We start from the raw sequence: 12,732 nt of genomic DNA on the forward strand, positions 1-12,732 counted from the left end.
TTTTCCGCGAAGGCTCCGACGACCCCGTGCCGCGGCCGCCGCCCGTCGCGGGAACCGCGGCGAACGCACGTACGTCGAACTGTCATGCCGACCCCGGACATCAGCATCTCGGCCCCTGGCAAGACCCGCTCCCTCGCCGCTGGCCGAACCATCCGCGGGGCCGCGCGCCTCGGCCTGGTCGCCGCGGCTCTCGCCCTCGCCGGGTGCGCCGTGCCCGGGTCGGGCACCGCCGCGGCGGACCGCCCGCAGGTCAGGGCCGACGAGCTCACGGAGGCCGGCGGTCGCCCCTGCCCGAGGACGCTCCCGGTCGGCGAGGACCCGTCGGGGCACGGGTTCGGCACCCAGGAGGTCGCCGACGAGATGCCGACCCTTCTCGAGCCGGACACGGCCTGGGTGTGCGAATACGGCAGCGTCGATGTCGGGACGACCTCCTCCGGAGGGACCGTCCTCGGATGGAGACGCGCGGGTCGCCCCGAGCCCGTCACCGACCTCTCCCGACTGACGAGAGCCCTGGACGGCCTCGCCCCCGCAGACCGCAGCGGCGGGTGCACCGACGACCTCGGCCCCCGCTGGATGGTCGTGTCCAGCCACGACGGCGACCTGACCGGGGCGGTGGTCGACGACTACGGTTGCCGCGACGTGCGGCTGACCGACGACCCCCACGCGACGCCGCCAGGAGCGGGGGGCCAGGACGGGACGGTCGCAGGCGTCCTGGACGGCGGCACCGCGGTCCTCGACGCCCTCGGCGTCGGCCGCTCGGGCTGAGCCCGCACCCGGGGGTCGGCCGGGCCCCGCTCAGAACGGCACCTGGGTGCGCAGCAGGCCCTCGGCCGGAGCCCGCCCGCTCAGCGCGCGGCAGAAGTCGAGCGCGTCCAGGGTGAGGCGCTCCCCCTCGCCACGCTGCCAGCGCCCGCCCGCCGGGCCGGTCAGCTCGAGGTCGTACGCCGCACCGTGGCGGTCGGCCCACTCGGCCACCACGTCGGCCACGATCGCGCCCTCGTGCTCGGGGCTCAGCACCATCTCGGCCCCCGTGGCGCGCGTCAGGTCGACCCGGTGGAGGAACGGGTCGCGGGTGAGGATCACGTCGAACAGGTAGCCCAGGGTCCACCACTCGTCCCCGTCGGGGATCGTCTGACGCCTCAGCAGACCCGGCGCCCGCGACCGGCCGCGGACCGCCCGGGGAGCGAGACGACGCATCTCGGCGATCAGTCCCTCAGGGGCCAGGGACGCGTTCTTGTCGACCTGGAGGGCCGTCAGCGCGTCCACCAGCACGACGCCGTCACGCTTCGCGCGTCGACCGGCTCCGACCTGCTGCCGCACCATCTCCGGCACGCTCGCGACCATCTGCACCATGCCGAGCATGTGGCCGGCCATCGCCCGCACGTCCCAGCCCGGGCACTCGGTCGGCCGCCGCCACTGCTCGGGGCCCAACGTCTCGAGCAGGGCCACGACGCGTGCGTACTCGGTCGCAGCACGACGCGTCGCGTCCTCCCGCGTGACCTGGGGCAGACGCGAGTCCTGCTTTGTCCGGTGCCGCTGCGGACTGCTGGACACGAGAGGAGTGTGCGCGCGTCACCGGCGGCTGTCCAGGGACGCGACCGAGTGGTCCGGACCTGGGAGGCGAGGGCTCCGACCCGCGTTCGGCGGCCGGTCGCGGACCCCGTGGGAACAGCTCAGGAGTCGTCGTGGACGCGGTGCACCTTGTGCTGCGCGGCCTGCGCGCGGGGCCGGATCACGAGCTCGTCGATGTTGACGTGCGAGGGGCGCGTGACCATCCAGGTGATGGCGTCGGCGACGTCGTCGGCGGTCAGCGGCTCGGCCACGCCGGCGTACACCGCGTCGGCCTTCTCCTGGTCGCCGTCGAAGCGCACGAGCGCGAACTCGTCGGTGCGCACCATCCCCGGCGCGATCTCGCAGACCCGCACCGGCTGGTCGAACAGCTCCAGGCGCAGCGTCTCGGTGACGACCTGGGTGCCGTGCTTGGCCGCGGTGTAGCCGCCGCCGCCCTCGTAGGCGATGCGTCCTGCGGTCGAGCCGACGTTGAGGATCACGCCCGCGCCGCTCGCGACCAGCGCCGGCAGCAGCGCCTTGGTCACCTGCACCAGCCCGATCACGTTGACCTCGTACATCGCGCGCCAGTCCTCGGCGCTCGCCTCCGACACGGGCGACGCCCCGAACGCGCCACCCGCGTTGTTCACGAGTACGTCGAGCCGCTCGCCCACGCGCGACGCCAGCGCCGCCACGTCGTCGGGGGACGTGACGTCGCACGCGATCGCCGTGCCGCCGATCTCCGCGGCCAGCGCCTCGATGCGCTCGAGTCGTCGGGCGGCGCAGACCACGTGGAAGCCCTCGGCGGCGAGGTGGCGGGCGGTGGCCGCCCCGATCCCGCTGCTGGCTCCGGTGACGACGGCGGTGCGTGCGGAGGTGGGCGAGGCAGAGGAGGTCATGGGGCCATTGTGGCGCGCCCCCACTCACGACCAGGATGGGCACCCACCCGCGACCGCCGCCCCTGCCCCAGATGGAGAGCCCGCCCGTGCACCTCGACCGCTTCGACCGCTACCCGTTGCTCTTCGGCCCCAGCCCGGTCCACCGGCTGGACCGGCTGACCGCCCACCTCGGCGGCGCCGAGATCTGGGCCAAGCGGGAGGACTGCAACTCCGGGCTGGCCTACGGCGGCAACAAGACCCGCAAGCTGGAGTACATCGTCCCCGACGCGCTCGCCCAGGGTGCGGACACGCTGGTGTCCATCGGCGGCTACCAGTCCAACCACACGCGCCAGGTGGCGGCGGTCGCGGCCAAGCTCGGCCTCAAGGCCCGGCTGGTGCAGGAGAAGTGGGTCGACTGGCCCGACGCGGTCAACGACAAGGTCGGCAACATCCTGCTGTCGCGCATCATGGGCGCCGACGTCCGCCTCGACCCGGCCGGCTTCGACATCGGCATCCGCTCGTCGTGGGAGGAGGCGATGCAGGAGGTCCGGGACGCGGGCGGCACGCCGTACGGCATCCCGGCCGGTGCCTCGGAGCACCCGCTCGGCGGGCTCGGCTTCGCGCAGTGGGCGCAGGAGGTGGCCCAGCAGGAGGCCGAGCTCGGCGTCTTCTTCGACACGATCGTCGTCTGCACCGTCACCGGCTCCACCCACGCCGGCATGGTCGCCGGGTTCGCCGGCCAGGACCGGCCCCGCCGCGTCATCGGCATCGACGCCTCGGCCACGCTCGAGAAGACCCGCGCCCAGGTCGCGCGCATCGCGCGCCACACCGCCGACCTCATCGGCGTCGGCCGGGAGCTGCGCGACGACGAGATCACCGTGCTCGAGGGCTGGGCCGGCGACCTCTACGGCATCCCGGTGCAGTCGACGATCGACGCCATCCGGCTCTCCGGCTCGCTCGAGGGGATGATCATCGACCCCGTCTACGAGGGCAAGTCGATGGCCGGCCTCGTCGACCTGGTCCTCGACGGGGAGATCGCGCGGGACTCGACGGTGCTCTACGCCCACCTCGGCGGGCAGCCGGCGCTCAACGCGTACAGCGGCATCTTCTAGGCCAGCCCGTCCTAGGGCAGCGCGGGGGCCGGGAGGGTCGGCGAGGAGCCGGTCGCGGCGCTCGGGCAGGATGGCGCGCATGAGCGCCTACTGGATCAGTCTGTACGTCGAGGTCACCGACGAGGCCAAGCTGAAGAAGTACGCCGAGCTCGCCGGCCCGGCCCTCACGGGCGCCGGCGGGACCTTCCTGGCCCGGGGAACGCCCCGGGCCACCTACGAGGCCGGCCAGACCACCCGCTCGGTGCTCATCCGCTTCGACTCCGTCGAGGCCGCGCAGGCCGCCCACGACTCCCCCGCCTACCAGGAGGCGCTGGCCGCCCTCGACGGCGGCGCCGTCCGCGACCTGCGCATCGTGCCCGGCATCGACTGACGCCCGACCGGCCCGACCACCGGGTGCTCCCCTCAGGCCACCCGCTGCGACGGCACCTCACGCGGACCGCGGGACTCCCCGAGCTCGGCCACGCGCCCGCAGCCGCGGCAGACGACGAGCCCGCCCACCACGTGGGGGTGGGTGAGCACCCGAGGCGTGCAGCGGTGCGAGCGACCCTCCGGTCGCGGCGCCCGCGGGATCCGCGAGCGCCTCGGTCCAGCAGCGGCAGCGCCGCTTCCGGGTCCCGCGGCTGGTCCGTTCCCTGCTCCGATGATGTCGGCGAGGCGGGCCGAGGAGGTCGGGCGGGAGGTGGTGTCCTGGGTCATGGCGGCCACGTTGGCACGCCCGATCGTCGCTCCCTTTGCCCCCGTGTGACAGCCGTGTGACACCAAGCGTGACCAGCACGCGCGCCGGCGCGCGACCCCGCGCGTGACCGCGCGGCGTGCCCACTCCTCGTCACGTCGCACCGGGGGCACGCCGAGTCCCTACCCTGGAGGCATGACCCCCCGCAGTGGTGGCCCCGACTGGGCCCACCTGGACGCCGTGCTGTTCGACCTCGACGGCGTCATCACGCCCACGGCGGAGGTCCACATGCGGGCCTGGTCGACGATGTTCAACGACTTCCTGGCCGCCCGCGGCAGGCAGGACCGCCAGGACGGGCAGGCCGGCCAGGACGCACAGGCGCCGTACACCGACGAGGACTACTTCGCCCACGTCGACGGCAAGCCCCGCTACGAGGGCGTGGCGGCGTTCCTGGCCTCGCGCGGCATCGACCTGCCCCACGGCGACCCCTCCGACGGCCCCGAGGCGGAGACGGTGTGCGGGCTCGGCAACCGCAAGAACGACGCCTTCGGCGAGGTGCTGGCGCGCGACGGCGTCGAGGCCTACCCCGGCTCGGTCGACCTCCTGGAGCGCCTGCTCGAGCGCGGGGTGCGCGTCGCGATCGTCTCCAGCTCCGCCAACGCCCCCGACGTGCTGCGCGCCGCCGGCCTGCTCGACCGCTTCGAGACGGTCGTCGACGGCCGGGTCGCCAAGGAGCAGGGGCTCCCGGGCAAGCCCGAGCCCGACACCTACCTCTACGCCGGCCGTTTGCTCGAGACCGAGCCGGCGCGCGCCGTCGTGGTCGAGGACGCGATCTCGGGCGTCCGTGCCGGGGCCGCCGGCGACTTCGGGCTGGTGATCGGCGTCGACCGCGGCGCCGGGGCCGACGCCCTGAGGGAGAACGGTGCCGACCTCGTCGTCGCCGACCTCGCCGAGCTCGTGCCCGGCCTGCTCGCGGAGCGGGAGGCCACCGCGTGAGCGTCGTCGGCGCGGCCCACACGCCGACCCCCGCCCGCGACCGCCTCGACCGGCACGTCTACCCGATCGATCCCTGGCGCCTGGCCGAGTGCCGCTACGACGGCGCCCACCTGGGCCGCAACGAGACGCTGTTCGCGGTCGCCAACGGCTACCTCGGCATGCGCGGCAACGTCGAGGAGGGCCGCGACAGCCACGAGCACGGCACCTACATCAACGGCTTCCACGAGACCTTCACCATCCAGCACGCCGAGGAGGCCTTCGGCTTCGCCCGCGTCGGCCAGACGATGGTCAACGTGCCGGACTGCAAGCCGATCCGGCTGTACGTCGACGACGAGCCGCTGCTGCTGTCGGTGGCCGACCTCGACACCTACTCGCGCACGCTCGACTTCCGCGACGGGCTCGTCCGCCGCCGGCTCGTGTGGCGCACGCCGGGCGGCAAGCGCGTCCAGGTCGACTCGACCCGCATGGTCTCGATGTCCGACCGCCACCTCGCGGTGATGACCTTCGAGGTCACCCTGCTCGACGCCCCCGCGCCGGTCGCGATCTCCTCGCTGCTGCTCAACCGCCAGGACGGCGAGGACGAGTACTACGTCCGCACCGCCGCGCTCGCCGCCGCCGTCGACCCGCGCAAGACCGAGGTCTTCGACCGCCGCGTGCTGATCCCGCAGCCCCTGGGCGTCAAGGAGGAGACCGGCCGCTTCGTGCAGGGCTTCCGCTGCGCCGAGTCGGGCATGACGATCGCGGTCGCGGTCGACCACGAGCTAACCACCGACAACGAGTTCTCCTCCAACTACCACCACGACGACCCCAACGCGTCCCGCATCACCTACCGCGTCGACGCGCAGGTGGGGGTCCCGGTGAAGCTCGTCAAGGTGGCGACGTACCACACCTCGCGCAGCATCCCCGTGCCCGAGCTCGTCAGCCGCTGCCGCCGGACGCTCGACCGCGCGGTGTCGGAAGGTGCCGACCTGCTCCACGAGCGCCAGCGCGCGTGGTACGACGGCTTCTGGGAGCGCTCCGACGTCGAGGTCGAGGGACCGCCCGAGGTGCAGCAGGCGGTGCGGTGGAACCTCTTCCAGCTCGCGCAGGCCGCGGGCCGGGCCGAGGGCGCCGGCGTGCCGGCCAAGGGCGTGACCGGCAGCGGCTACAGCGGCCACTACTTCTGGGACACCGAGGTCTACACGCTGCCGTTCTTCACCTACACCTCGCCGGAGTGCTCCCGCGCGGCGCTGCGGTTCCGCTACGGGCTGCTGCCCGCCGCCCGGCTCCGCGCCCAGCAGATGACCCAGCGCGGGGCGCTGTTCCCCTGGCGGACGATCAGCGGCGAGGAGGCCTCGGCCTACTACGCCGCGGGGTCGGCGCAGTACCACATCGACGCCGACATCGCCTTCGCGCTCAACCAGTACGTCGAGGCCACCGGCGACCGCGACTTCATGGCCAAGGAGGCCGTGGACATCCTCGTGGAGACCGCCCGGCTCTGGGCCGACCTCGGGTTCTGGCGGCGCAACGGCGACGGCGTGTTCCACATCCACGGCGTGACCGGGCCCGACGAGTACACCACCGTCGTCAACGACAACCTCTTCACCAACGTGATGGCGCGCGACAACCTCCGCAACGCCGCCAAGACGGTGCGCTGGCTGGCCGACCACCGGCCCGAGGACCACGCCGCCGTGGTGGCGCGGCTGCACCTCGAGGACGACGAGGTGTCGGAGTGGGAGCGCGCCGCGTCGCGGCTGATGCTGCCCTACGAGGAGCACCTCGGCATCCACCCGCAGGACTCGCAGTTCCTCGACCGCGAGGTGTGGGACCTCGAGGCCACCCCGCGGGAGAACCTGCCCCTGCTGCTCAACTACCACCCGCTCGTGATCTACCGCTTCCAGGTCATCAAGCAGGCCGACGTCGTGCTGGCGCTGCTGCTGCAGGGCGACTCCTTCACGCCCGAGCAGAAGCGCGCCAACTTCGAGTACTACGACCCGATCACCACCGGCGACTCGACGCTGTCCGCGGTGGTGCAGTCGATCATCGCCGCCGAGGTCGGCTACGCCGAGCTCGCGCTGCGCTACTTCTACCAGGCGATGTTCGTCGACCTCGCCGACATCCACGGCAACGCCAGCGACGGGGTCCACGTGGCCTCGACGGGCGGCGTGTGGAGCGCGCTGGTCTACGGCTTCGGCGGGTTCCGCGACCACGGGGGCGTGTTCACGCTCGACCCGCGCCTGCCCGAGACCTTCGACGCCCTGACCTTCCGGATCACGCTGCACCGCAGCCGGGTCCGGGTGCGGGTGGAGGCCGACGCCGTGACGCTGACCCTGGAGACCGGTGAGGGCGCAGAGCTCGTCGTGCGCGGGCAGGAGGTCCGCGTCACCGCCGGTGCGCCCGTCGTCGTACCCCTGGACGGGCACGGGGACCGGATCCCCGGCCTGCCGAAGCCCTGGGGCACCGAGGGTGTACGCCGCAGCGACGGCTCGGTCATCACCGCGTCCCTCCCCCGCGCCACCTGAGGAACGGGCGAGCCGTCAGGCGCCGGACTTGGTGTCGACGGTGATCTTGGCGATCCCCACCAGCAGGCCCGGCTTCACGGCCTTGGTCTTGAAGGTCGTGTTGAGCAGCTGGGCCGCCACCGGGGACACCTTCACCTTGGTGCCCTCGAGCGTCGCCGTGCGCGCCGCGCTCGCCAGGGGCTTGAGGGACCGCCCGTCGAGCTGGAAGATGAAGGCGCTCGAGGCCGCCGACTTCCCGTTGACGCTGACGTCGCCGTAGACGCGCGAGACGCCCGGGTCGACGTTGAGGTTGGTGATCCGCACCGTCGTGCCGCCCGCAGCCAGCGAGAAGCCGGACCCCTCGTGCTGCAGCTGGCCGATCACGTACGGCGACACCTCGCCGGGCTCGAAGACCGTCACGTTGCCGCCGGTGATCGGGAAGCGCAGGGCACCCTTGACCAGCTTGCCCGAGCCGACGGTGCCGGGCTGGAGCCCCAACTGACCGAGCGCCTTCACGAAGCCCTTGTCGAGGGTGACCTGCGTGGTGTCGCCCGTCACGGCGTCGATGCTGGCCACCGGCTCAGGGGCGTCGCCGCCGAAGACGCCGCAGGCACCGAGACCCAGACCGGCGGTGAGGCTGAGGGCGAGGGCAGCCGCGGCGCGACGGGAACGGGCGGACGAGACGGTTCGAGACATGGGGAACTCCTCTGGCGGGATGCACCGACAGCTGTGCCGGCACAGGAGGTTCGCGTCCCTGCCGCCCGCGGACGGGTGGAGCGACAACATCATTTGTCAGCTCACCGCGCTTGAAGCTTCCAGAACCGATCGTCCCTTGACCGCGAACCCCGTTGTCATCACGATGACAAGAAGGACGGAACGAGCGGGCCGTCGTGATCGGGGTTTGTCATGGCTGAGGATTCCTGGGGCCGAGTCGCACGCACGTCGTTGGGACTCATCCGGATCGTCAACGGGGGCTTGGGTCTCGTCGCCCCGAACCTCCTCATCTCACGGATCGACCCGGACGACCCCCCGAGCCCTGCGGCGGTCTACGCCTTCCGGCTCTTCGGCATCAGGACGGTGCTGATCGGCCGCGACCTGCTGCGGCGACCGGGTGAGGCGCGCTCGCGCAGCGTCGCCGAGGCGCCCCTGATCCACGCCTCCGACACCGTCACTGCCACGTTGCTCACGGTCCAGCGGGCCGTGCCACCACGCTCCGGCGCGATGCTCATCGGCATCTCCGGCCTGAACACCCTCCTGGCCCTCGTGGCCTCCCGTCGCGCCGGCGCCTGACCCCGGCCGATGGAGACCGTCGACTTCGTCATCGTCGGGTCGGGCGCCGGTGGCGCGCCCCTGGCGGCGAACCTCGCCGAGGCGGGCTACGAGGTGCTGGTGCTCGAGGCCGGGGGCGACGACACCCCCGACGTCTACCCGGTCCCGGCCTTCCACGCGTTGGCCTCCGAGGACGCGGCGATGAGCTGGGACGTCTTCGTCGAGCACTACGCCGACGAGCAGCGTGCCGACCGCGACTCCAAGCGCGTGCCGGGCAAGGGCGTGCTCTACCCCCGCGCCGGCACCCTCGGGGGCTGCACCGCCCACAACGCGATGATCACCGTCTACCCCCACAACAGCGACTGGGACGGCATCGCCGAGCTGACCGGCGACCGCTCCTGGGGCGCCGGGGCGATGCGCAGCTACTTCGAGCGCCTCGAGCGCTGCACCTACCGCGACCGCCCGCGCATGCTGCCGCGGCAGCGCTGGCTGGCACGGATCCTGGCCGAGCTCCCCCTGGTCTCGGACCGCTACGTCAACAAGAGCCGCCACGGCTTCGACGGCTGGCTCGAGACCCGCCTGGCCGACCCGGCCCTGGTGGTGCGCGACTCCGCGCTGCGCACGGTCCTCCTCGAGGCCCTCGAGTCGTCGCTGGCTGCGCTGCTCGGCCGGCCCCTGTCGGCCACCGAGCCGCTGGCTGCGAAGACCGACCCCAACGACTGGGAGACGGTCAAGCACGGCGGTGAGGGGTTGTGGCAGGTCCCCACCTCGATCACGGCCACCGGCCGCACGGGTGCCCGGGAGCGGCTTCTCGGCGCCGCCCGGGCGCACCCGGACCGGCTCACCGTCCGCACCGGGGCGCTCGCGTGCCGGGTGGTGATCGACGAGCACGGCGCCGCGACCGGGGTGGAGTACGCCGTCGCCCCGCGCTCCTACCGGGCCAGCCGGGAGCCCAGCGAGGCCGACCTGGGGACCCGGACCGTGGTCCACGCCCGACACGAGGTCGTCGTCAGCGCGGGCGCGTTCAACACCCCGCAGCTGCTGATGCTCTCGGGGATCGGTCCGCCCGAGGAGCTCGCGCGCCACGGCATCGCCTGCCGGGTGCCCCGGCCGGGGGTCGGCCGCAACCTCCAGGACCGCTACGAGGTGGGCGTGGTCAGCGAGGCCCGCGACGACTTCGCCCTGCTCGAGGGCGCCGCCTTCCGGCCCTGGCGCGACGGCGACGAGCCCGACAGCCACTGGGACGAGTGGAAGCAGGGCAAGGGCATCTACGCCACCAACGGGGCGCTCGTGGCCCTGGTGCACAAGTCCCGCCCCGAGCTGCGCGACCCGGACCTGTTCCTGTTCGGGCTCCCGGCCGACTTCCGCGGCTACGCGCCGGGCTACTCCGCCTCGCTGTCGCAGAGCCGACGGCGCTTCACCTGGGCCGTGCTCAAGGCCCACACCGGCAACACCGCCGGGACGGTGAGGCTCCGCAGCGACGACCCGCGCGACGCCCCCGCGGTGTGCTTCTCCTACTTCGACGAGGGCGCCGACGACGGCCCGCCCGGTCAGGGCGACGTCGCGCAGGACCTCGACGACGTGGTCCGCGGCGTCGAGATCGTGCGCGAGCTCAACCGCAGCACCTCCGACATCTTCGTCGAGGAGGTCGTGCCCGGTCCCGCGGTCGCGACGCGCGAGCAGCTGCGCCGGTTCGTGGCCGACGAGGCGTGGGGCCACCACGCCTCCTGCACCGCCCGGATCGGGCGCGCCGACGACCCGATGGCGGTCGTCGACTCCGAGTTCCGGGTCCACGGGGTGGACCGGCTCCGGGTCGTCGACGCCTCGGTCTTCCCCCGCATCCCCGGCTTCTTCGTCGTGCTGCCCACCTACATGGTCAGCGAGAAGGCCAGCGACGTGATCCTCCGCAGCGCGCGCGAGCGCGGCACGGCACCCACCCACCCCAGCAAGGAGCACGCATGAGCACGTACCGCACCTCGGGCTTCTGGCGGACCTACGTCAAGGTCGCCGAGTACGTCGACCACCGCCGTGGGTGGCACCGGCTCCCCAAGCCGCTCGGGCTGGCGGTGCTGGTGGGGGTCCGGACCCGGCTGCGCCAGCAGAACCTCGCCGACACCCAGCTGCTGCCGACGCAGGACCCACCGGTCCCGTCGCCGCCGGACCCGAGGCGACGCACCCAGCGCACCCCCGACGGCAGCTGGAACGACCTCGACGACCCGGCCATGGGCATGGCCGGCAGCCGGTTCGGGCGCAACATCCCGCTCGCGGCGATCCCGGAGGTCACCGAGCACGACGTGCTGACGCCGAGCCCGCGCGAGGTGAGCCGACGCCTGCTGACCCGGCACGAGCTCGCGGCCGCCGAGGGGGTCAACTCGCTGGTCGCGGCCTGGCTGCAGTTCATGATCCACGACTGGTTCAGCCACGGCTCCAGCCCGCAGGAGAACCCGTGGGTGGTCGAGCTCGCCGACGACGACCCCTGGCCGGACCGGCCGATGACCGTGCTGCGCACCCGGCAGGACCCGACCCGGCCGCCCGGGACCACCGGTGCCCCCACCACCGTCAACGTGCTCACGCACTGGTGGGACGGCTCCTCGATCTACGGCGAGAGCGAGGAGGCGGCGCACGCACGGCGCAGCCACGTCGACGGCAAGCTGCTGCTGACCGAGGACGGCCACGTCCCGCGCCCCTCCGACCCCGAGCAGGATCCCGCCTCGATCCCCGGCTTCTGGGTGGGCCTGGCCCTGCTCGTCACGCTCTTCGCCCGCGAGCACAACGCCATCTGCGACCGGCTGCGCCGGGAGTACCCGCAGTGGAGCGACGAGGAGCTGTTCCAGCGCGCGCGGCTGGTCAACGCCGCCCTGCTGGCCAAGATCCACACCGTCGAGTGGACACCGGCCGTGATCAGCCACCCCACCACCGTCACGGCGCTGCGGGCGAACTGGTTCGGGCTGGCGGGCGAGCGCGCCGCCCGGCTCTTCGGCCGGCTCAGCGACAGCGAGATCGTCAGCGGGATCCCGGGCAGCCACGCCGACCACTACGGCGTGCCCTACTCCCTCACCGAGGAGTTCACCTCCGTCTACCGCATGCACCCGCTGCTGCGCGACGACTGGACGCTGCGCCGGGTCGCCGACGACGCGGTGACCCGCGACCTCACCTTCGCCGACCTCACCGGACCGCAGGCCTACGACGTCATCGGCGAGCACGGGCTGACCGACCTGCTGTACTCCTTCGGCACCCAGCCCCCCGGGCTGGTGACCTTGCACAACTTCCCGCGCTTCCTGCAGGAGTTCACCCGGCCCGACGGTCGCGTCATGGACCTCGGCGCGGTCGACATCCTGCGGACCCGCGAGCTCGGCGTGCCCCGCTACAACGAGTTCCGCCGGCTCATGCACCTCGAGCCGTTCCGCACCTTCGAGGAGCTGGCGGCCGAGCCGGAGTGGGCCCGCGAGATCAGCGACGTCTACGGCGGCGACATCGAGAGGGTCGACCTCAGCGTCGGTCTCTTCGCCGAGCGCCGGCCCCAGGGCTTCGCCTTCAGCGACACCGCCTTCCGCGTCTTCGTGCTGATGGCTTCGCGCCGGCTCAACAGCGACCGCTTCTTCACCGACTACTACACCCCGGCGGTCTACACCCAGGTCGGCCTGGACTGGATCCGGGACACCTCCATGGCGAGCGTGCTGCTGCGTCACCACCCCGAGCTGCGTCCGGCCCTGACCGGGGTCGACAACGCCTTCGCCGCCTGGCGGCGTACCCACGCCTGAGACGGGAGCGGACCC

The 12,732-nt window shown here is 73.0% G+C and carries 11 protein-coding genes; 8 read left to right on the plus strand and 3 right to left on the minus strand.

Annotated elements, in window-relative coordinates:
* Nucleotides 1-84 precede the first annotated feature (84 nt).
* Nucleotides 85-765 (plus strand): hypothetical protein, encoded by a 681-nt coding sequence (locus G7072_RS09230; RefSeq protein WP_166085667.1) that lies wholly within the window; start codon nt 85-87, stop codon nt 763-765.
* A gap of 30 nt (nt 766-795) precedes the next feature.
* Here G7072_RS09230 and G7072_RS09235 read toward each other — a convergent pair whose 3' ends face one another.
* Nucleotides 796-1,554 carry a maleylpyruvate isomerase family mycothiol-dependent enzyme gene (locus tag G7072_RS09235; protein ID WP_166085669.1) on the minus strand — a complete coding sequence of 253 codons (759 nt, stop codon included), beginning with the start codon at nt 1,552-1,554 and terminating at the stop codon, nt 796-798.
* A gap of 119 nt (nt 1,555-1,673) precedes the next feature.
* Nucleotides 1,674-2,447, minus strand: coding sequence for an SDR family oxidoreductase (locus tag G7072_RS09240; protein ID WP_166085671.1), 774 nt, complete (start codon nt 2,445-2,447; stop codon nt 1,674-1,676).
* A gap of 71 nt (nt 2,448-2,518) precedes the next feature.
* Between G7072_RS09240 and G7072_RS09245 the strand changes: the two genes are divergently transcribed.
* From G7072_RS09245 to G7072_RS09260, 4 genes are all read left to right on the plus strand, one after another.
* On the plus strand, nt 2,519-3,538 hold the full coding sequence (locus tag G7072_RS09245) for a 1-aminocyclopropane-1-carboxylate deaminase (RefSeq protein WP_240917230.1): 1,020 nt from the start codon (nt 2,519-2,521) through the stop codon (nt 3,536-3,538).
* A gap of 79 nt (nt 3,539-3,617) precedes the next feature.
* A complete protein-coding gene (locus G7072_RS09250; protein WP_166085673.1) occupies nt 3,618-3,908 on the plus strand; it encodes a DUF1330 domain-containing protein in 291 nt (96 codons plus the stop codon).
* Nucleotides 3,909-4,406: 498 nt separating this feature from the next.
* A complete protein-coding gene (locus G7072_RS09255; protein ID WP_166085675.1) occupies nt 4,407-5,207 on the plus strand; it encodes a beta-phosphoglucomutase family hydrolase in 801 nt (266 codons plus the stop codon).
* The gene (locus tag G7072_RS09260) at nt 5,204-7,708 is read left to right on the plus strand and encodes a glycoside hydrolase family 65 protein (RefSeq protein ID WP_166085677.1); all 2,505 of its coding nucleotides are present in this window, start codon (nt 5,204-5,206) and stop codon (nt 7,706-7,708) included. The genes G7072_RS09255 and G7072_RS09260 overlap by 4 nt, the downstream gene beginning before the upstream one ends.
* Before the next feature lie 15 nt (nt 7,709-7,723).
* On the opposite strand, the gene G7072_RS09265 is transcribed toward G7072_RS09260, so the two are convergent.
* Complete coding sequence (locus G7072_RS09265; RefSeq protein WP_166085679.1) at nt 7,724-8,383, minus strand: hypothetical protein; 660 nt, start codon at nt 8,381-8,383, stop codon at nt 7,724-7,726.
* A gap of 210 nt (nt 8,384-8,593) precedes the next feature.
* On the opposite strand from G7072_RS09265, the gene G7072_RS09270 reads away from it, so the two are divergent.
* The 3 genes from G7072_RS09270 to G7072_RS09280 are packed head-to-tail and all read left to right on the plus strand — an operon-like array spanning nt 8,594 to nt 12,717.
* On the plus strand, nt 8,594-8,977 hold the full coding sequence (locus G7072_RS09270) for a hypothetical protein (protein ID WP_166085681.1): 384 nt from the start codon (nt 8,594-8,596) through the stop codon (nt 8,975-8,977).
* A 9-nt stretch (nt 8,978-8,986) separates the two neighbouring features.
* The gene (locus G7072_RS09275; protein ID WP_166085683.1) at nt 8,987-10,918 is read left to right on the plus strand and encodes a GMC oxidoreductase; all 1,932 of its coding nucleotides are present in this window, start codon (nt 8,987-8,989) and stop codon (nt 10,916-10,918) included.
* Nucleotides 10,915-12,717 carry a peroxidase family protein gene (locus tag G7072_RS09280; protein ID WP_166085685.1) on the plus strand — a complete coding sequence of 601 codons (1,803 nt, stop codon included), beginning with the start codon at nt 10,915-10,917 and terminating at the stop codon, nt 12,715-12,717. Before G7072_RS09275 ends, G7072_RS09280 begins: the two co-directional genes overlap by 4 nt.
* Nucleotides 12,718-12,732 lie beyond the last annotated feature (15 nt).

This window comes from Nocardioides sp. HDW12B (assembly GCF_011299595.1).
Lineage (GTDB): Bacteria > Actinomycetota > Actinomycetes > Propionibacteriales > Nocardioidaceae > Marmoricola_A.

Excerpts from the sequence above, each read along its gene's own strand:
- G7072_RS09230 (WP_166085667.1), top strand. The coding sequence starts at position 85 with ATGCCGACCCCGGACATCAGCATCTCGGCCCCTGGCAAGACCCGCTCC.
- G7072_RS09240 (WP_166085671.1), bottom strand. The coding sequence starts at position 2,447 with ATGACCTCCTCTGCCTCGCCCACCTCCGCACGCACCGCCGTCGTCACC.
- G7072_RS09245 (WP_240917230.1), top strand. The coding sequence starts at position 2,519 with ATGGAGAGCCCGCCCGTGCACCTCGACCGCTTCGACCGCTACCCGTTG.
- G7072_RS09250 (WP_166085673.1), top strand. The coding sequence starts at position 3,618 with ATGAGCGCCTACTGGATCAGTCTGTACGTCGAGGTCACCGACGAGGCC.
- G7072_RS09255 (WP_166085675.1), top strand. The coding sequence starts at position 4,407 with ATGACCCCCCGCAGTGGTGGCCCCGACTGGGCCCACCTGGACGCCGTG.
- G7072_RS09265 (WP_166085679.1), bottom strand. The coding sequence starts at position 8,383 with ATGTCTCGAACCGTCTCGTCCGCCCGTTCCCGTCGCGCCGCGGCTGCC.
- G7072_RS09270 (WP_166085681.1), top strand. The coding sequence starts at position 8,594 with ATGGCTGAGGATTCCTGGGGCCGAGTCGCACGCACGTCGTTGGGACTC.
- G7072_RS09275 (WP_166085683.1), top strand. The coding sequence starts at position 8,987 with ATGGAGACCGTCGACTTCGTCATCGTCGGGTCGGGCGCCGGTGGCGCG.
- G7072_RS09280 (WP_166085685.1), top strand. The coding sequence starts at position 10,915 with ATGAGCACGTACCGCACCTCGGGCTTCTGGCGGACCTACGTCAAGGTC.